Annotated in this window: 13 protein-coding genes; 12 read left to right on the top strand and 1 reads right to left on the bottom strand. The window is 72.2% G+C overall.

From position 1 onward, the window contains the following. Nucleotides 1-4 precede the first annotated feature (4 nt). From KV102_RS00470 to KV102_RS00415, 12 genes are all read left to right on the top strand, one after another. Nucleotides 5-1,372, top strand: coding sequence for an ABC transporter substrate-binding protein (locus tag KV102_RS00470; RefSeq protein WP_220344988.1), 1,368 nt, complete (start codon nt 5-7; stop codon nt 1,370-1,372). Next, the gene (locus tag KV102_RS00465) at nt 1,369-2,322 is read left to right on the top strand and encodes a sugar ABC transporter permease (protein WP_308290188.1); all 954 of its coding nucleotides are present in this window, start codon (nt 1,369-1,371) and stop codon (nt 2,320-2,322) included. The genes KV102_RS00470 and KV102_RS00465 overlap by 4 nt, the downstream gene beginning before the upstream one ends. Further along, the gene (locus KV102_RS00460; RefSeq protein ID WP_220341489.1) at nt 2,319-3,128 is read left to right on the top strand and encodes a carbohydrate ABC transporter permease; all 810 of its coding nucleotides are present in this window, start codon (nt 2,319-2,321) and stop codon (nt 3,126-3,128) included. Before KV102_RS00465 ends, KV102_RS00460 begins: the two co-directional genes overlap by 4 nt. Nucleotides 3,129-3,176: 48 nt before the next feature. Further along, a complete protein-coding gene (locus KV102_RS00455; protein WP_220344987.1) occupies nt 3,177-6,011 on the top strand; it encodes a sugar-binding protein in 2,835 nt (944 codons plus the stop codon). Further along, complete coding sequence (locus KV102_RS00450) at nt 6,008-6,754, top strand: glucosamine-6-phosphate deaminase (RefSeq protein WP_301021790.1); 747 nt, start codon at nt 6,008-6,010, stop codon at nt 6,752-6,754. The genes KV102_RS00455 and KV102_RS00450 overlap by 4 nt, the downstream gene beginning before the upstream one ends. Next, the gene (gene lhgO, locus KV102_RS00445) at nt 6,751-7,974 is read left to right on the top strand and encodes an L-2-hydroxyglutarate oxidase (RefSeq protein ID WP_220344986.1); all 1,224 of its coding nucleotides are present in this window, start codon (nt 6,751-6,753) and stop codon (nt 7,972-7,974) included. Before KV102_RS00450 ends, lhgO begins: the two co-directional genes overlap by 4 nt. Continuing rightward, nucleotides 7,971-8,876, top strand: coding sequence for a dihydrodipicolinate synthase family protein (locus KV102_RS00440; protein WP_220344985.1), 906 nt, complete (start codon nt 7,971-7,973; stop codon nt 8,874-8,876). The genes lhgO and KV102_RS00440 overlap by 4 nt, the downstream gene beginning before the upstream one ends. A gap of 13 nt (nt 8,877-8,889) precedes the next feature. Next, complete coding sequence (locus tag KV102_RS00435; RefSeq protein WP_220344984.1) at nt 8,890-9,741, top strand: fumarylacetoacetate hydrolase family protein; 852 nt, start codon at nt 8,890-8,892, stop codon at nt 9,739-9,741. A 75-nt stretch (nt 9,742-9,816) separates the two neighbouring features. Continuing rightward, nucleotides 9,817-11,031: a heparan-alpha-glucosaminide N-acetyltransferase domain-containing protein gene (locus KV102_RS00430; RefSeq protein ID WP_220344983.1), complete on the top strand. Its 1,215-nt coding sequence runs from the start codon at nt 9,817-9,819 to the stop codon at nt 11,029-11,031. Beyond that, complete coding sequence (locus KV102_RS00425) at nt 11,028-11,597, top strand: hypothetical protein (protein ID WP_220344982.1); 570 nt, start codon at nt 11,028-11,030, stop codon at nt 11,595-11,597. Before KV102_RS00430 ends, KV102_RS00425 begins: the two co-directional genes overlap by 4 nt. A 59-nt stretch (nt 11,598-11,656) precedes the next feature. After that, complete coding sequence (locus KV102_RS00420) at nt 11,657-14,779, top strand: PD-(D/E)XK nuclease family protein (protein WP_220344981.1); 3,123 nt, start codon at nt 11,657-11,659, stop codon at nt 14,777-14,779. Next, nucleotides 14,776-18,069: an exodeoxyribonuclease V subunit beta gene (locus tag KV102_RS00415; protein ID WP_220344980.1), complete on the top strand. Its 3,294-nt coding sequence runs from the start codon at nt 14,776-14,778 to the stop codon at nt 18,067-18,069. The genes KV102_RS00420 and KV102_RS00415 overlap by 4 nt, the downstream gene beginning before the upstream one ends. Before the next feature lie 27 nt (nt 18,070-18,096). Here the strand turns inward: KV102_RS00415 and KV102_RS00410 are convergent, their stop codons facing one another. Further along, nucleotides 18,097-18,870: a hypothetical protein gene (locus KV102_RS00410; RefSeq protein ID WP_220344979.1), complete on the bottom strand. Its 774-nt coding sequence runs from the start codon at nt 18,868-18,870 to the stop codon at nt 18,097-18,099. Nucleotides 18,871-19,004 lie beyond the last annotated feature (134 nt).

Raw genomic sequence — 19,004 nt, 5'->3', positions numbered from 1 at the left:
CGCCATGTCCCACCGCCCCGCATGGAAGTCGGTGCTCGCCGTCACCGCGGTGAGCGCCGTCCTCGCACTGTCTGCCTGCACGCCGGGCGGCGACGGAGGTGACCAGGAGAGCAAGGACGCCAAGGCGAGCGACATCGAGACCGACGTCGCCGCCATGGGCGACCTGACGCTGGACGTCTGGGACCAGGAGGTTCGCGGCGGTCAGGCCAAGCAGATCGAGGCGCTCAACGCGGCGTTCCAGAAGAAGTATCCCAACGTCACGATCAAGCGGACGTCGAAGTCGTTCGACGACCTCCAGAAGACCGTCCGCCTCGCCATCACCAATGACGACGCGCCCGACGTGGTCCAGGTCAACAACGGCCGAGCCGACATGGGTCAGTTCGTCGCCGCGGGGCTCATCCAGTCGCTCGACGGGTACGCCGAGGTGTACGGCTGGGACGAGCGCTACCCGGAGTCCGTGCGCAGCACCGCCTCGTACAGCAAGGACGGCAAGACGTTCGGCGAGGGCAGCCTCTTCGGGATGCCGCAGGTCGGAGAGATGGTCGGCCTCTGGTACAACAAGGCCAAGCTGGCCAAGCTCGGTCTCAAGCCGCCGGCGACGCTGGACGAGTTCGACAACGCGATGAAGGCGGCGAAAGCGGCCGGCGAGCTGCCCGTCCAGCTCGGCAACGCCGAGGCCTGGCCCGCGATCCACGACTACGCCGTCGCGATGAACCAGTACGTCCCGCGGGACGATACGCGTGCGCTCGGCTACGGGCGCGAGGGTGCCTCGTGGACGTCGGAGGAGAACGTCGAGGGTGCAGACCTCTTCGTCTCGTGGGTGAAGGACGGCTACCTCACGCCCGAGTTCAACGCCGTCCCGAACGACACCGCATGGCGCAACTTCGCCAAGGGCCAGGGCGTCTTCATGATCGGCGGCACCTGGTACCAGGCCGACCTCGAGGCGGCGATGGGTGACAACCTCGGCTTCGCCCTCCCACCGGTGGGTCCGGTCGGCGAGCCTGCCGTCACCGGCGGCACGGGACTGCCGCTGGCGATCACCGATGCGAGCGACCACGCCGACGCCGCCGCGGCGTACATCGACTTCCTCACCGATGCCGAGGCCATGAAGGTGATCCAGGCGAACGGCGGACTCCCCGTCGTGGACGGCGACGAGGCGATCGCCAAGGGCGCGGCCAAGGAGGTCATCGCTGCCTGGGGCACGGTGACCGAGCAGGACTCGCTCGTGCCGTACCTCGACTGGGCGACGCCCGACATGAGCGACCTGATGGGCCAGCAGCTCCAGAAGCTCAGCGACGGATCGGTCGACACGTCGGCGTTCCTCGACGCGATCGAGAAGAACTACTCGGAATTCACGGACACGAACGAGTGACGACGGACGAGACGGTGACCGTCCCGGCCGGGCCCACACGCAGCGTGCGGGCCCGGCCGGGCGGTCGGCGGCGCCACGGTCCCCCCGGAGAGCCGCGAGCGGTCGCGTACCTCTACATCCTCCCCGGGTTCGTCGTCCTCACGCTCTTCCTGCTTGCCCCGCTGGCATACGCCGTGTGGCTGTCGTTCTTCGCGTGGGACGGGCTCTCCCCCGGCACCTGGGTCGGCCTTCAGAACTACGCCGACGTGCTGACCGACCCGACGTTGCGCGCCCCGTTCGGGCACGCCCTCGTCCTCGTCGTGTTCTTCTCGCTCGTCCCCGTCCTCCTCGGACTGCTCGCCGCGTCGCTTCTGATGCGGTCGACCGTCCGCGGCCGAGGCGTCTTCCAGGCGGTCGTGTTCGTGCCGCAGGTGATCGCCCTGACGGTCGTCGCGGTGGCGTGGAAGCGGATCCTCGCCCCCGACGGGCCGCTCAACGAGGCCCTCCGCGCGATCGGTCTCGACGGCCTCACCCGCGGCTGGCTGGGCGACCCCGACACCGCCCTCGTCGCCATCGGCGTCGTCGGGACGTGGCTCGGGACGGGACTGTGCACCGTGCTCTTCCTCGCGGGCCTCTCGCGGGTGCCGCGCTCGATCTACGACGCCGCCCGTCTCGACGGCGCCGGGTTCTTCCGCGAGACATTCGCGATCAGCCTGCCCTCGCTGCGCAACGAGCTCGCCGTCGCCCTGACGCTGACGATGGTCGCCGCGCTGCGGACGTTCGACCTCGTCTATCTCATGACCTCCGGCGGCCCGGGCGGCGCGAGCGCGGTCCCGGCGTACGAGGTCTACATGAAGTCGATGCGCCAGGGCGAGGTCGGCACCGGCGTCACGATCGCGCTGATCCTGGCGGCGTTCATCATGCTCCTCACCGTGCTGGTCAACCGGATCCCCGAGCGGGAGGAGCGATGAGCGAGCCTCGCCTCGAACGCAGCGTCACGATCGTCGTGCTCGCCCTCGGCACCGTGGTCGCGCTCTTCCCGATCGCGATGATCGTCGCGTCGGCGTTCGTCTCCGACAACCCCAACGAGACCGGGATCGTCTGGAGCAACCTCGCCACGGCGTGGGACGAGGGCCACTTCTCGACCTACATGCGTTCCAGCGTGATCGTCACCGTCTGCGTGGTGGTGCTGGCGACGGCGCTCTCGTGCCTGCTCGGCTACGCGTTCGGGACGATGCGGTTCCGCGGGTCCTCGGTGCTGTTCTACGTGCTGCTGCTCGGCCTGATGGTCCCCAACGAGGCCATCGTCGTCCCGCTCTACTACCAGCTCCGCGACCTCGGCCAGACCAACACCTACCAGGCGCTGATCTTCCCGCAGGTCGCTCAGTCGCTGGCCTTCGGCACGTTCTGGATGAGGGCCTACTTCCGCGGCACCTCGCGCGAGCTCGTCGAGTCGGCCCGGCTCGACGGCGCCGGCCACTTCCGGGTCTTCTGGTCGATCCTGCTGCCGATGGGCCGTCCGGCGATCATCACGATGGTCGTGCTGTTCTCGATGTGGACGTGGAACGAGTTCCTCCTGCCGCTGGTGATGATCCCCAGCAACGAGGACCTCCGGACGGCGCCGCTCGGGCTGACGTTCTTCAGCGGGCAGTACACCGGCTCGCCGTCGCTGCTCGCCGCGGCCGCGCTCATCGTGGCGCTGCCGATGCTCGTGCTCTTCCTGGTCGCGCAGCGGCACTTCATCCGCGGCATGACCGAGGGGGCGGTCAAGGGCTGACCCGCTCAGCCGCACGTCGACGATCGACCGAGAACCAGAGGGGGACTCATGATCCAGCGCACCACGAACACCATCGACTCCGGCGGTGCCGCACCACCACGATGGCGCAGGCTCGCCACGACGTCGGCAGCCGCGGCCTTGCTCGGCGCAGGGCTCGTCGCCGGCCCGGCCGCCGCGGCACCGGCGTCGTCCGGTCACGCCGACCGGCCCAGCACGGGGAGGCACTCGACGGCGACCGATCTCGACGTGCTCTTCGTGGGCGCCCACCCCGACGACGAGTCGGGACGGCTCTCGACCTTCGGCCAGTGGGGCGAGCAGTTCGGAAGTCGCGTCGGCGTCGTCACCATCACCCGCGGCGAGGGCGGTGGCAACGCGGTGGGTCCCGAGGAGGGCCCCGCGCTCGGCCTCATCCGCGAGCGTGAGGAGCGCGCTGCGGTGGGCACCGCCGGCGTCGAGGACGTGTTCAACCTCGACAAGGTCGACTTCTACTACTCCGTCAGCGCGCCGCTGCACCAGCAGGCGTGGGACGAGGAGGACACGCTCGAGCGACTGGTCCGGATCGTCCGTGAGACCCGTCCCGACGTCGTGGTGACGATGACCCCCGCCCCCACCCCGGGCAACCACGGCGGCCACCAGCAGGCCGCGCGGCTGGCCGCGGAGGCGTACGCCGTCGCCGGCGACCCGCGGCGCTTCCGCTCGCAGATCACGAAGGAGGGCCTGCGCGCGTACGCGCCGGACAAGCTCTTCCTGAACTCCGCCCGCGGCTCCGGCCCCGCCGGGTCGACGTGCCCTCGCGCGTTCACCCCGACCGACCCGACCGACGACGTGTACGGCGTGTGGGCCGGCGAGCGGTCGGCCAGCGGCAAGACCTGGGCGCTCGTCGAGCGCGAGGCGCAGCGCAAGTACGCCTCGCAGGGCTGGGCCGGGTTCCCCGACCCCAGCACCGACCCCCAGGCGATCGGGTGCGACTACTTCACCCAGGTCGCCTCGCGCGTGCCGTTCGCCCGAGGCGACCAGTCGGCCGCCGCGGCGTCCCCGGCAGCGATGCTCCACGGTGCGGTGCTCCAGGCTCCGCGCGGGCTTCCGCTCGGCACCGGACTCGAGCTCACTGGCGAGACGGTCGACCTCGTACCCGGGCAGAGCGTGACGCTCACCGCGCGCCTCACCGCTCCCCCGCGCGCCCGCCTGGTCCAGGCGACCGGCACCGTGGTCCTCCCCGAGGGGTGGCGCGGGACGCGGTCCGTCAGGTTCGGGACCGTGCCGCGCGGACGGACGGTCACCCGCCAGGTCACCGTGACGGCGCCGGCCGACGCCGCGCCCAACACCCGGGCGCTCATCGGGCTCGACGTCCGCTCCGGCTCACGGACGGGCTACACCAACCAGAAGCTGTCGGTGACCCCGGACGTGTCCGGGACCCAGCAGCTCCTCCCCCAGGTCGCAGAGTTCGAGGCCTGGGCGCCGACGGTGGGCCTCCCGCAGCTCCGTGGGCTGGTCGCGCCGGTCCTGACCCTGCCCAGCGGCGGAAGCCGTACGGTCGGGATCGACGTCACCAACCGCAGCGACACCCCGCAGTCCGGCACGGTGACCGTGGACCTGCCCGACGGCTTCGCGACGGCCGACGACACCGTCGCGTACGAGGACCTTGCGCCCGGGGCGACGCAGCGCGTCGAGATCGAGGTCACCAACACCGACGACACGCTCCCGACGTCCAACGAGGGCGGGGCCGGCGGTGACTACGCCTACACGATCACCACGACCAGCACCTCTGGCTCCTCCACCGCCACGGCGGCGCTCGAGCTGGTGCCGACGGCACAGGTCGGCGAGACGGCGGCGCCGACGCTCGACGGTACGGTCGCCCCCGGGGAGTACGCCTCGACGCTCGATCTGTCGCGGCGGTGGGAGGGCGACGCCTGCACCTCGCCTGCCGACTGCAGTGCGACCGGCTACGTCACCCGTGCGGGCGACGACCTCTACGTCGCCGCCGAGGTGACCGACGACGTCAAGAGCGCCGTGCTCGCGGCGTCGGACTGCAAGCGTCACTGGCGCGTCGACTCCCTCGAGGTCGCCATCGATCCGACGGGGACGTCGGAGAACACCTCCACCACCTTCAAGATCGGGGCTCTCCCGTTCACCGCCGAGGGTCAGTCGTGCGCCGCCCGCGACGCCGACAACCGCCAGGGCCCGATCGGAGCGTTCCCGATGGCCGGGGAGGGCGGCTCGGACGAGACGACGCTCGACCCGGGCAACGTGGCGCCAGGGTTCGAGATGGCGTCAGCCGTGACCGCGCCCTACACGGGCTACGTCATCGAGATGAAGATCCCGCTGTCGGCGCTGCCGGCGACGGTCGACCCCGACCGCATGGGCTTCAACATGTTCGTCTACGACTCCGACACCCAGGACAAGGCGGGCCAGACGCGGCTCGGGTGGTCCACGTGGGGTGGCGTCCAGGGCGATCCCTACCGGTGGGGTCGCGTCGAGCTCGGCGGGGGTGCGACGCCGCAGGTCGAGACGACGCCGCCTACGCTGGACTTCCCGGCGCTCGACAGCCTCGACTCGCCGCAGTCGGTCGAGCAGGCCGTACGCTCCGGCGTCGGGCTCTCCGGCCTGCCGACCCTCGACCCGAGGCGGACCGCCCGCGTGGTCCGGGCGACGGTCCGGGGAGGTACGGCCATCGTGACCGTGGACGTGCGGCAGCGAGGCACCGCGCACCTCTTCGCGGTCGCGGGCGCCGATGCTCGCGAGGTCGGCTCGACCGAGGTCGCGCTGCGGCCCGGACGACACCAGGTCCGCATCCCGGTGACGGCGCGGCCCACGTCGGTGCTCCTCGGGTTCGGTCCTGACCGCTCCGAAGGCACTGCGAGCTCGTCGGTGAGGGTGCGGTGACGCAACCTCTCGGAGCCACCGCCCGCCACCTGGTCCGCGACGACGCGGACCAGGTGGCGGCGACGGCCGCCGACCTGATCCTCGAGGCGTGCGACGACGAGTGCTCGGTCGGGCTGGCGACCGGATCGTCTCCGCTCGGCGCGTACGACGAGATCGTCCGACGCGTCAGGGCGGGGACGGCGCCGCGCCGGGTGGCGCGACGCGGCTATCTCCTCGACGAGTACCTCGGCCTCCCCGTAGGCGACCGGAACTCGTACGCGTCGGTCATCCGGCGCGAGGTCGCCGACGCCCTCGGCCTCGAGGTCCGGGGCCCGGACGGGCAGGCCGCCGACCCCGACGCCGAGGCCGAGCGCTACGGGCGCGAGGTGGCGGAGGCGAGGGTCGCCGTGCAGGTCCTCGGGATCGGGCGCAACGGGCACCTCGGGTTCAACGAGCCCGGATCGGCGCTCGACTCCCGCACCCGGGTCGTCCGGCTCACCGAGACCACCCGGCGCGACAACGCTCGCTTCTTCGACTCCCTCGCCGAGGTCCCCACCCACGCCATCACGCAAGGCCTCGGCACCATCATGCAGGCACGGCGCCTCGTCCTGATCGCCCTCGGTGAGCGCAAGGCCGACGCCGTACGCGCCGCTCTGCACGGACCGGTCGACCCCGCCTGCCCAGCCTCGGTGCTGCAGCGGCATCCCGACTCCTACCTCGTCACCGACCGGGCGGCCGCGGGTGAGCCAGGAGCGGACCGATGACCATGCGTCACGCCGTGATCGGAGGCGGGATCCTCGGCGTCGCTGTCGCTCAGGAGCTGCTCCGCCGCGACCCGGCCGCGCACGTCACCCTGCTGGAGAAGGAGCCGGAGCTCGCCGCACACCAGACCGGGCGCAACAGCGGCGTGGTCCATGCCGGGCTGTACTACGAGCCCGGGTCGGCGAAGGCCCTGATGTGCCGGCGAGGGGTGGCGCTGCTCGAGGCGTACTGCGAGGAGAAGGACATCCGGCGCGTCACGTGCGGGAAGGTGCTGGTCGCGCTCGACGACGACGAGCGCGCACGCCTGGCCGGGATCGAGCGTCGGGCCCTCGCCAACGGCGTCCCCGGGGTGCGGATCCTCAGCGCGGCCGAGCTCCGGGAGATCGAGCCCCACGTGGCCGGGATCGCCGCGCTGCACTCGCCGTCTACCTCGATCGTCGACTTCGCGGAGGTGACACGGGCTCTCGCTGCCGACGCGGTGGCGGCAGGAGCCAGCCTGCGGCTCGGCCACGAGGTCACCGCCATCGGTCGGCGGGGGGCGGAGGTCGTCCTGGCGGTCGCGACGGGTGGAAGCACCACCGACATCGCCTTCGACCACGTCGTGGCGTGCGGAGGTCTCCAGAGCGACCGGCTCGCCGCCATGGCGGGCGACGACCCCGATCCGGTGATCATCCCGTTCCGTGGCGAGTACTACGCCCTCCGCCCCGAGCGGCGCAGACTGGTCAACGGGCTCGTCTATCCCGTTCCCGATCCTCGCTACCCGTTCCTCGGCGTGCACCTCACGCCCCGCGTCGACGGCGAGGTCCTGGTCGGCCCCAACGCCGTGCTCGCCCTCGCCAGGGAGGGGTACGACTGGCGCACCGTGTCCGCGCACGACCTGGCCCAGGTGGCTCGCAGCCCGGCGTTCTGGAGGTTCGCGCGTCACCACTGGCGGACCGGCGTGAGAGAGACGGCCGGATCGCTGAGCCGGCGTCGCTTCGTCGCCGCCGCCCGCGCATACCTGCCCGAGCTCGCCGACGACGACGTGGTCCCCGGGCGGGCAGGCGTCCGAGCCCAGGCGCTCGACCGCGACGGCGGGCTCGTCGACGACTTCCGCATCACCGCACGCGAGCGCCTCGTGATCCTCCGAAACGCGCCCTCGCCCGCTGCCACGTCCGCCCTCGCCATCGCCGAGCACGTCGGCACCCTCGTCGCCGCATCCACCCGTACGGAGGACCTATGAACGTCACTCTCGAACCAGGGCTGTGGGGCGTGCTCGCCACGCCCTTCGATACGGCTCTCGCCCTCGACCTTCCCTCGCTGCAGCGCGAGGTCGGGTCGTTCGTCGCCGACGGCTGCGACGGCCTGGTCGCGCTCGGGGTCTTCGGGGAGGCGGCGGCGCTGTCCGACGACGAGGCGGTCGCCGTCGCACGCACCGTGGCGGCGAGCACCGACCGCCCGTACGTGCTGGGGTTGTCGGAGCGCGACCCCGAGCAGGTCGTACGACAGGCCGACCGCCTGCTCGCCGCGGTGCCCCGACCGCCGGTCGCCGTGATGGCTCAGATCAACGACCCCGATCCCGGGTCGGTGGCGGCGTCGCTGCGCCGGCTGCACGAGGAGACAGGATCAGCGGTGCTGCTCCAGGACTACCCCGTGGTCTCCGGCATCACCGTCCCCGACGAGACGGTCGTCGCGATCGCCCGGGCGTGTCCGTTCGTCGTCGGCGTCAAGTCCGAGACTCCCCCGACGTCGCTCGCGGTCGCCCGCCTGACGGCTGCCCTGGACGTGCCGGTCTTCGGCGGGCTGGGAGGAGTCGGGCTCCTCGACGAGCTGATGGCGGGCTCGGCCGGCGCGATGACCGGATTCAGCCATCCGGCCGCGCTCGCCGCCGTCCTGAGGTCGTACCGGGACACCGGCTTCGAGGACGCCCGGGCGCAGTGGGCGCCGTGGCTTCCGCTCGCCACCTTCGAAGGCCAGGTCGGCATCGGCCTGTCGATCCGCAAGGAGCTCCTGCACCGGCGCGGGATCCTCGGCACCAGTCGCGTCCGTCCGCCCGCGCGTGCCCTCCCGCCCGAGCTCGTCCCGCTCCTCGAACGCCACCTGGCCACCGTCCCGGCGTCCGGGCCCCTCTCGTCCGCCCTCTGAAGGAGGACCGCCCGTGCGACTCTCGACCATCCAGCTCAACGGCCGACCGACCGCGTGCGTGACCGTCGCCGAGGGACTCGCCCGGATCGACCAGGTGCTCCCCGGGGCGCCGGACGACGTGATGGCTCTCCTCGAAGGCGACCGTCTCGGCGAGCTCGCCCGCGCGATCGCTGCCGGCGTCGACACCTCTGCCCTGGTCGATCCCGGAGCAGCGGTGCTCACGCCCTGGACGCGGCCGCGCAAGATCCTCGGCATCGGGCTCAACTACCGGGCGCACGCGGGTGACCTCGGCGAGGAGGCACCCCGTACGTCGCCGGCCTCGTTCCTCAAGGCCGACCACACCATCGTCGGGCCCGGCGAGCCGATCGTCGTCCCCGGCGACCTCGGCACGGTGACCTCGGAGGCCGAGCTCGGTCTGGTCGTCGGCCGGCCCTGCTACCGCGTCAGCGTCGACGACGCGATGTCGTACGTCGCGGGGGTCGTCGCGGTGCTCGACCAGACGGCCGAGGAGGTCCTCCTCGAGAACCCCCGCTATCTGACCCGGGTCAAGAACTACCCCACCTTCTTCGCCTTCGGGCCCGAGCTGATCACCCTCGACGAGGTGCTGGCGGAGGGGCCGCTGGAGGACCTACGCGTCGCAACGATCCACAACGGCGCGGTCCACCGCGAGGACGTGGTGGGCGGCATGACCTTCTCCCCCGCAGAGCTGCTGAGCTTCCACAGCCACGTCATGCCGTTCTTCCCCGGCGACATCCTGTCGACCGGGACACCGGGCGCCGTGGCGATCCAGGCGGGCGACACCGTGCGGTGCGAGCTCGGCGACGGGCTCTCCTTCCTGGAGAACCCGGTCAGGACGGTCGGGTGAGCGCTCCCCCGGCCGTACGCTGAGCGCATGACCGGCGATGTGACCCTCGTGATCGTGGTCTGAGCAAGGGCGACGATGTCCTCCCCGGCGGCCGACACGTGCAGACGTGAGCGATCGACCATCCTCGCCACGCGGCGTCTGCTCGGGGTCGACGCGGCGCGCGCCGTCGCGCTGATCGGCATGATGGCGACCCACCTGGAGTCCCGGCTCGGGCCGGACGGCTCGACGTCCACGGCCCATCTCCTCGCGGCAGGGCGTGCCTCCGCCCTGTTCGCGCTGCTCGCCGGCGTCGGCATCGCGCTCGCCAGCGGCGGCACCCGGCCCCCGCGCGGGCGCTCCTGGCTCCAGGCTGCGGCCGCAACGTCGGCCCGGGCCGGCGTGATCTTCGCGGTCGGCCTCGTCCTCGGCTCGTTCGAGTCGGGACTGGCGATCATCCTCTGCTACTACGGCGTGCTCTTCCTGGTCGCGCTGCCGTTCCTCCGCCTGAGCGCGGGCTGGCTGATCGGGCTCGGCCTCGTCGCCGCGGTCGTCATGCCGGTGATCAGCCAGGCACTGCGCCACACGGTGACCGTGTCGCTGGATTCGGCGGTGCCCGACATCGTCACGGTCGTCACCGATCCCGCCGACACCGTGGTCAACCTTCTTCTCACCGGCTACTACCCGGCGGTGACCTGGACGGCCTACCTCCTCGTGGGCATGGGCGTCGGCAGGCTCCCGCTCGGTCGGATCGGTGTCGCCGCCGGCATCGCGGTGACCGGCGCCTTCCTGGCGGTCGCAGCCTGGGTGAGCTCGTCGAGCTGGCTCGCTGGAGGCGGACTCGAGGCGCTGAAGGCGGCCGGCACGGGCGACACCCTCGGGTGGGTGCCCGTCGATGAGAACCTCCTGCACGTCGGCTTCGCGGGAACGACGCCGACCTCGTCGTGGGCGTGGCTGGGGATCGCCTCCCCACACTCCGGCGCGCCGCCGGACCTCCTCCACACCCTCGGGACCTCGCTGGCCGTGCTGGGTCTGATGCTGCTCCTGGAGCACGCGATCGGGCGGTTCATCTGGCCGGCGGCCGCGATCGGGAGCATGACGTTCACGCTCTACGCGCTGCACGTCGTCCTCATCTCGACGCTGCTCCCCCGCACGATCGACCACGCGCTCCTCGTCCACGTCACCGTGGCGGCGCTGATCGCGGTCCCGTGGCGCCGCTACGTCGGTCGCGGGCCGCTCGAAGCGGCCGCCGCAGCCGCCGCCCGGGGTGCGGCACAGGCCGTCGGAGGAGGCGGCCGTACGATCGATCCGTGACTGCCACGACCTTCCGGATCGGCGACGGACAGCCGGTCGCGTACGAGACCGCACTGCACTTCTGGGTCAAGAGCGCCCGCGAGGTGCTCGTCGAGAAGGCGCGCGAGTACGGCGGTGACGTCACCGATCAGGACCTCGCGGCCGAGGTGCAACGGCGTACGGGCGTGAAGGCGCAGGGTCAGTCGGCGACCTGGATCGGCGACGTCCTCGCCGAGGTCGCCGCCGACGCCCACGAGCGCGGCGAGCCCGCGATCACGTCGCTGTGCGTGCGGGCCGACGGGACGGTCGCCGACGGCTACCGCGAGGCCGTGGCGCGGGTGACCGGCTCGCCGGTCGCCGATCCGGATCGCCACGCGGCTGCGCAGCGGTTCGCGTGCTACCAGCGCTACGGTGCGCCGCTCCCCTCCGACGGCGGCCGGACCCGACCGTCCTCCCGGGTCGCCGCGCACGCCCCACGGACGTCGCGCCGGGAGCCCACGCTCCGCAAGGTCGAGCGTCCCGGCGTCGTCTGCCCGCGGTGCTTCCTCGAGATGCCGGCGACCGGCGTGTGCGACTCCTGCGGCTGAGGTTCGCCCCGAACCTCCCTTGACCCCGCTACGGTCGGGAGAGCACGAGAGGGGGGCGGATGTCGACTCGGGTCCTGACCGCGCCCTACGGGCGAGCCGCACTCGACGCGCTGACCGCGGTGGTCGCCGAGGCCAAGGGCACCGACCCCATGGCGCCCGTCACCGTGCTCGTGCCGACCAACGTCGCCGGGATCGTCGCGCGGCGTCACCTCGCTCTGGGCCTGCGCGACGGCGCGCCCGGTGTCGCCGCGCTGACCGTGACCACCCTGCCCCGGCTCGCCGAGCAGGTCGCCGCGGCCCGGATGGACCCTCGACGGCCGGCGACGCAGCCGGTCCTCGCCGCCGCGTGGCGCCAGGCGCTCGACCAGGACCCCGGCGTCTTCGCTCCGGTGACCGACCATCCCGCGACGATCCGTGCCCTGGTCGCCGCTCATCGAGAGCTCCGCGACCTCTCCCCGGGCGGCCGCGCCCGTGCGCGCGACTCCACGGGCCTCTCGGCCGACCTCATCCGCCTGCACGAGCAGGTGGTGGCCCTCACCGACCCCGTGTCGTACGACGCGACCGACCTGCTGCGCGAGGCAACCCGTCTCGTGGAGCAGGGCGCCCCGGGCGCCGCCCCGCTCGGTGCGGTCGTCCTCTTCCTTCCCCAACGCCTCACCCGGGCCGAGTCGGGACTCGCGCGTGCGCTGGCCGGGACGTCCGACTGCGTCGTCGTCGCGGGCATGACGGGGGTTCGGCGCGCGGACTCCGCCGTCCGTCACAGCCTCGATCTCATGGGGCTCGCTGTCCCGGAGGAGACGGCCGTCCCTCGCCCTGTCGCCTCTCGGGTCCTGCACGCCTCCGATGCCGACGACGAGGTCCGCTGCGTCGTGCGCGAGGTCGTCGCAACCCTGGACCGAACGCCCGCGCACCGGGTCGCCATCCTCTATGGCGCCCGCGTCCCCTACGCGCGCCAGCTCCACGAGCACCTCGAGGCGAGCGGGCTCACCGTCAACGGCCCGGCGACCCGCGCCGTGCAGGAGCGCGCGATCGCACGCGGTCTCCTTGGCATCCTCGACGCCGGCCGGACCGGTCTCGGCCGGGCGGACACGTTCACCGCACTCGCCGAGGCACCGGTGCTCGCCTTCTCCGACCGGCGCGTCCCGGTCTCGCGGTGGGAGCGGATCTCACGGCGCGCGGGCATCGTCGGACGAGGCGACTGGCGCACGCGTACGACCACCTTCATCGCCGACCAGCTGCGGCTCAAGGACCAGGAGCTCGCGCAGGAGAGCCCGCGCGAGGGACTTGTCGCGGCCGCCGATCGGGAGATCGGCGCCGCCGGCGCGATGCTGGAGTTCGTCGACCTCCTCGAGCAACGGTTCGAGGAGGCCGCGCGGATCAGCCGCTGGCAGGACCTGCGCACGTGGGCGCTCGACCTCCTTCACGACCTGTACGGGACGTCCGAGGCGTGGGCCGCGTTCCCTGCCGAGGAGCAGTACGCCGCGGTCGCGGTCGAGTCGGCGATCCACGGTCTGGCGGCGCTGGACGCGTTCGAGCTCCCGGTCGACGTCGAGACGCTCGCGGAGATCCTTGCCGTCGAGCTGGAGTCTTCACTCCCCCGCGTCGGTCGCTACGGCGAGGGAGTCTTCGTCGGTCCGGTGTCGGCAGCGGTCGGCATGGACCTCGACGAGGTGTTCGTGCTCGGTCTGAGCGAGGACTCGCTCCCGGGCCGCCTGCACGAGGACGCGCTGCTCAGCGACACGCTCCGCACGGCCACCGGCGAGCTGGATCCTCTCCGCTCGACCCTCGACGACAAGCAGCGCCACCTCCTCGCTGCGCTGGCCGCGGCGCCGAGGTCGACCGCGTCCTTCCCGCGGGGCGACCTGCGGCGCAGCACCACGCGGATCCCGAGCCAGTTCCTGCTTCCCAGCCTGCGCGAGCTCACCGGCAACAAGGAGCTCGCGGCGACCGAGTGGGACCACCCGGACAAGCACCGCGCGTCCACCGACGGACTCCTCGTCGGCAGCCGCTCCTTCGCCGACGGCATCCTCACGACCGACCTCCCGGCGTCCGAGCAGGAGTGGCAGATCCGCGCCGCAGCCAGCGGGACCCTGCTCGCGCCGGAGCCCGCTGCGCTGCTCTCCGCGGCACGTGCCCTGATCGACGCACGCGCGAGCACCCGGTTCACCCGTTACGACGGCAACCTCGCCGGTGCGGCCGGCCTTCCCGACTACGCGCACAGCGATCAGGTGGTCTCACCCACCGCCCTCGAGTCGTACGCGCGGTGTCCCTTCGCCTACTTCGTCCAGCGACTGCTCCGCGTGGAGCCCTTGGAGCAGCCCGAGGAGATCGTCCAGATCTCGGCGGCGGAGATCGGCACCCTGGTGCACGGCGCGCTGGATGCCCTCATCACCGAGAGCGCCGGCGCTGGCACTCTCCCGTCGTACGCCGAACCCTGGACCGCGTCGCAGCACCAGCGGCTGCAGGAGCTCGTCACCGAGCGTGCGATCGATCTCGTCGAGCGCGGGCTCACCGGCCACCGGCGGCTGTGGGAGGCCGAGCTGGACGCCCTGCGGCAGGTGGTCGCACGCATGCTCGTGGACGACGACGTCTATCGGGCGCGGCGTGACGCCGAGGTCGTCCGAAGCGAGCTCGAGTTCGGCATCGGGAGCGATCGAGACCCCGTCGCTGTCGCACTGCCGGACGGTCGGCTGCTGATGCGCGGCAGTGCGGACAAGGTCGACCGGACACGTGACGGCGTCCTTCTGGTCACCGACGTGAAGACCGGCCGGGCGGACCCGTTCCGTGAGCTGGGGCAGGACCCGGTCGCCGCCGGGACAAAGCTCCAGCTCCCCGTGTACGCGCTGGCGGCGCGTGAGCGCGTCGCCGACAAGCCGGTCACCGGAGTCGAGGCGATGTACTGGTTCGTCCGCCGCAACGCCGGTGAGCGGATCCCGGTCACGCTCGACGACGATCTCGAGGCGCGCTACGCCCAGACGCTCCAGACGCTCGTCGACGGCATCGCCGCGGGCGTCTTCATCGGACGCCCGAGCGCGCAACCGGCGTACGGCTTCGTCGAGTGCGAGTTCTGCACACCGGGCGGCCTCGGCCACAAGGAGGCGCGACAGCGCTACGAGGACAAGCGGAGCGACGCCGCGCTCGTGCACCTGATCGAGCTCGTCGACCCTGAGGCGCTGGCATGACGTCGGTCACGACCCTGAACGACGAGCCCGCCCGCGACCGGATCACGACAGAGACCGACCGCAACCTGTTCGTCGACGCCGGGGCCGGCTCCGGCAAGACCCGAGCACTGGTCGACCGGGTGACGTTCCTGGTGCTCGACGCCGAGGCGCCCGTGCCGCTTCGCCACATCGTCGCGGTCACCTTCACCGAGAAGGCCGGGGCCGAGCTGCGGGACCGGCTGCGCGTCGCCTTCGAGGGCGCGCGACGCTCGTCGGTGATGCCGGAGCGCCAGGCGCGCGCCTCCGAAGCTCTCGAGGACCTCGACTCCGCCGCCATCGGCACGCTGCACGCCTTCGCGCAGCGCATCCTGACCCGACACCCGATCGAGGCGGCTCTCCCTCCGCTGATCGAGGTCCTCGACGAGGTCGCGTCCTCGGTGGCGTTCGAGGAGCGCTGGACGGTCATGCAGCGCGAGCTCCTCGACGACGACGCGATGGGCACGGCCTTGCTCCTCGCCCTCGCCGCCGACGTGCGACTTGCCCACCTCCGCTCGTTGACCCGCGCCTTCAACGCCGACTGGGACCTCATCGCCGACCGTGTCCCGCAGCGCGCCCCGGCCATCGTGCTGCCCGACCTGTCCGCGCTCTGGGAGGCAGCGTCCAGACTCGCGGCGCGGGCTGACGAGTGCACCGACGAGAGCGACAAGTTCCTCCCTCGTATGGCCGCCTTCGGTGCCTGGGGCGACGAGCTCCGGACCGCGGTCGACGATCGCGCTCGATACACGACGCTCCTCCGCGCCGACACGCTCAAGACGTCGTACGGGCGCGGCGCGAACTGGCCCGATCTCGCGGGTCTGAAGGCAGCGTGCAAGGAGCTCCAGGCTCGCGCCGCCTCCGTCGCCCACGAGGTGACCGAGGCGACGCTGCGGCCGCTCGCATCCTGGATCGCTCACCGGGTGCGCGCCGACGCCGAGCGCCGGGCCGCGGAGGGCCGCGTCGAGTTCCACGACCTGCTCGTCCTGGCGCGCGACGTGCTGCGCCGCGACGCGGACGTGCGTGCCGCTCTGCAGACACAGTTCCGGCGCATCCTCCTCGACGAGTTCCAGGACACCGACCCGATCCAGATCGAGCTTGCCGTCCGCATCGCCGGTGGCCGCGACGCCGACGCCGGGGACTGGCACGACGTCGTCGTCCCGCCGGGCTCGCTCTTCGTCGTCGGCGATCCGAAGCAGTCGATCTACCGGTTCCGCCGCGCGAGCATCGCGCTCTACCTGGACGCCCGAGACTGGTTCGGAGCCGACGACCGCGTGACGCTGACCACCAACTTCCGCACCGTCGCTCCCGTTCTGGGGTGGGTCAACGACGTTTTCGCGACCGTGATCGAGGCGTCACCCCGCTCCCAACCGGAGTACGCCCCGCTCGGCCCCGCGCGGAGCGAGCACCCGTCCGTCGGACCGGCGGTCACGGTGCTCGGTCGCGTGGAGCACACCGAGTCGATCAGAGCAGATGCGCTGCGTGCCCTCGAGGCTGCCGACGTGGCCGCCACCATCCGGCGGGCGCTCGACGAGGGCTGGACAGTGCGGGACGAGCGGACCGGGGGGTGGCGACCGGTCGTGCTCGCGGACGTGGCGATCCTCATCCCGTCCCGCCTCTCGCTCGAGGCGCTGGAGACCGCGCTCGACCGCGAGGGCCTCCCCTACCGGGCCGAGTCCAGCTCGCTGGTCTACCAGGCGGCCGAGGTCCGAGACCTCCTGACGGCTGCACAGACGATCGCGGATCCCAGCGACCAGTTTGCGAGCGTGCAGTCCTTGCGCTCGCCGCTCTTCGGGTGCGGCGACGACGACCTCTGGTCCTGGAAGCACGCCGGCGGGTCGTTCCACGTGCTCGCTCCCACCACGAAGACGCTCGAACGCCTCGAACGGCCCAGTCATCCGGTGGCTGCCGGGTTGGACGCGTTGCGCGACCTCGTCCGCCGGGCTCGCTGGATGACGCCGAGCGAGGTCCTCACGACGATCGTGGCCGAGCGGGTAATGCTGGAAACCGCCGCGGTCGGCCCCCGCGCCCGCGACGGGTGGCGACGCCTGCGCTTCGTCGTGGACCAGGCCCGCGCGTGGTCGGAGGTGGAGCACGGAGGGCTCCGTGCCTACCTCGAGTGGGCCAGGCGTCAGGCCGACGACGCGGCGCGCGTCGCCGAGGCGGTGCTGCCCGAGACCGACGTGGACGCCATCCGGATCATGACCATCCACGGGGCCAAGGGTCTGGAGTTCCCCGTGGTGGTGCTCTCCGGCATGAGCACCCGCTCACAACGGCGCAAGGGCGTCCAGCTGCTCTGGACCGACGACGGCTACGAGGTGCGGCTCGTCGGGCAGGTCCAGACCAACGACTTCGAGGAAGCGGCCCCGGTCGACGAGCAGATGGACGCCCTGGAGCGTCGGCGCCTGCTGTACGTCGGTGCGACCCGAGCGCGCGACCATCTCGTGGTGTCGTTGCACCGGGTGGCCGACAAGACCGACACCAACGCGTGCATCCTCGCCGACGCCGGTGCAGGAGAGAATCCCTGGGCGACCGACGCTTCCGGCCTCGACGGCGACTCCGCTCCTGCCGAAGGCGCTCGTGGACGTCGGCGTGACCTTTCTCCCATGCCGCCGCCCGATCTCGCCGCCTGGCAGGCCCTGCTGGACGACGCACGTGCCGCAACCCGACTCACCGCGGTCCAGAGCGCCTCGGGCCTCGAAGGGACCGATCCGGAGATCGTTCTCCTCGACACCCCGCCGGCAGACGCCGGCCGCGCCAAGGGTGGGCGCGACGTCGAGCTCCCCCCGTGGCGCAAAGGTCGTTACGGGTCGGCGGTCGGACGTGCGGTCCACGGGGTGCTGCAGGCGGTCGACCTGGCCACCGGTGCGGGGCTCGACGACGCGGTCGCTGCGCAGTGCCGCGCCGAGGCCGTGACGGACTTCTCCGCCGAGGTTCGCGCTCTCGCAGCCTCCGCGCTCAAGGCGCCGGTGGTGAGACGTGCCGCTGAGCGGGAGCACTGGCGGGAGTCCTACGTCGGCACCGTCAGCGAGGACGGCACGATGATCGAAGGCTTCGTCGACCTGATCTACCGCGACGACGACGGCACGCTGCACGTCGTCGACTACAAGACCGACGACGTCCCGCAGGCTGCGCTCGGCGCACGGACGGCCTTCTACCGCCCGCAGGTGGCGGCGTACGAGGAGTGCCTCCGCGCGGCGACCGGTGCCTCTGTCACGACGTCGCTGCTCTTCCTCGGCGTCGGCCGTGAGGCGTGGGAGGTCCCCGTCGGTCGGTGAGCCCGACGTCGCAACGTCGGCTTCGCGTCAGACCAGCGCCTTGCGGGCACGCTGCTCGTAGAGCGCCAGGAAGGCCTCGAGCAGCTGGAGCGCGGCCAGGGCGGGCAGGAGGGCGTTGGTCGGAGCGCCGAGCGCGGCCCACGGGCGTCCGTGGGCGAAGGCAGAGCCCAGCGTCCACGGAAGGAGCACCCCGAGGCTCGGCCGCGGGAGCTGCGCGTCGGCGTACGCGACGGCTGTCTCGACGCGATAGCCGCGCCGGACCTCGTCGACGTCGAGCCGACGGCGACGCGCGACCATCTCGAGGGAGATCAGCCGCGCCTCGGCGGGGGGAAGGCTCGGCAGGCGGAGGTGCCGGGTCGCCGCCTCGGAGTCGGCGATGTCCTGGGCGTGCCATCGCAAGGTGCGTTCGATGCGGTCGTCGCGGCTGGCGGGTCCGAGGATCCAGTAGGCGGTGGCGAGGTTCTCCAACGCGCCGTGCGCGAGCGACCAGGTGGCCGCCGAGTGCGGGGCGTGCGCGTCGACCACGAGTGTCTTCACGGCATGCAGGTGATCGATCCCCGCGGTCAGGCACCGCCGAAGGGTCTGGCTGGTGGCGTACGGGCCGCTGGTGATGTCGTCGGCCGACAACGACGACCCGGACGCCACGGGGAACTCCTCGCGCGCGCTGCAGCGCTGCATCACACGCTCGATCAGGACGCCGTTGCTGGCCCATCTCTCCAAGGCCTGCTCATCGAGGTCGACCAGGGCGAGCTCAGGGACGGAGCGCCCTGTCGCGGTCGTGGTGGCGTGGTCGTCGAGCATGCGGGAGTCCTTGGCGGAGGGCAGTCACGGGAGTCGAGCGTTCCCGTGGCGGGCGGGGGTGCGCGTCACCGTATCGGAGCACGGACACCACGTTCCACTCCCGCGGTCGACCCGCGACGTCCGCCGTGTGTACA

It is taken from the genome of Mumia sp. zg.B53 (genome assembly GCF_019550935.1).
In the GTDB taxonomy this organism is placed as follows: Bacteria; Actinomycetota; Actinomycetes; order Propionibacteriales; family Nocardioidaceae; genus Mumia.
The sequence above is the reverse complement of the archived record's forward strand: the minus strand, read 5'-3'. Positions and strand labels throughout refer to the sequence as shown.

Bases quoted from the DNA above. Each gene is read 5' to 3' on its own strand.
- KV102_RS00455 (WP_220344987.1), top strand. From the start codon at position 3,177: ATGATCCAGCGCACCACGAACACCATCGACTCCGGCGGTGCCGCACCA.
- KV102_RS00415 (WP_220344980.1), top strand. From the start codon at position 14,776: ATGACGTCGGTCACGACCCTGAACGACGAGCCCGCCCGCGACCGGATC.
- KV102_RS00410 (WP_220344979.1), bottom strand. From the start codon at position 18,870: ATGCTCGACGACCACGCCACCACGACCGCGACAGGGCGCTCCGTCCCT.
- KV102_RS00440 (WP_220344985.1), top strand. From the start codon at position 7,971: ATGAACGTCACTCTCGAACCAGGGCTGTGGGGCGTGCTCGCCACGCCC.
- KV102_RS00420 (WP_220344981.1), top strand. From the start codon at position 11,657: ATGTCGACTCGGGTCCTGACCGCGCCCTACGGGCGAGCCGCACTCGAC.
- lhgO (WP_220344986.1), top strand. From the start codon at position 6,751: ATGACCATGCGTCACGCCGTGATCGGAGGCGGGATCCTCGGCGTCGCT.
- KV102_RS00460 (WP_220341489.1), top strand. From the start codon at position 2,319: ATGAGCGAGCCTCGCCTCGAACGCAGCGTCACGATCGTCGTGCTCGCC.
- KV102_RS00430 (WP_220344983.1), top strand. From the start codon at position 9,817: ATGTCCTCCCCGGCGGCCGACACGTGCAGACGTGAGCGATCGACCATC.
- KV102_RS00470 (WP_220344988.1), top strand. From the start codon at position 5: ATGTCCCACCGCCCCGCATGGAAGTCGGTGCTCGCCGTCACCGCGGTG.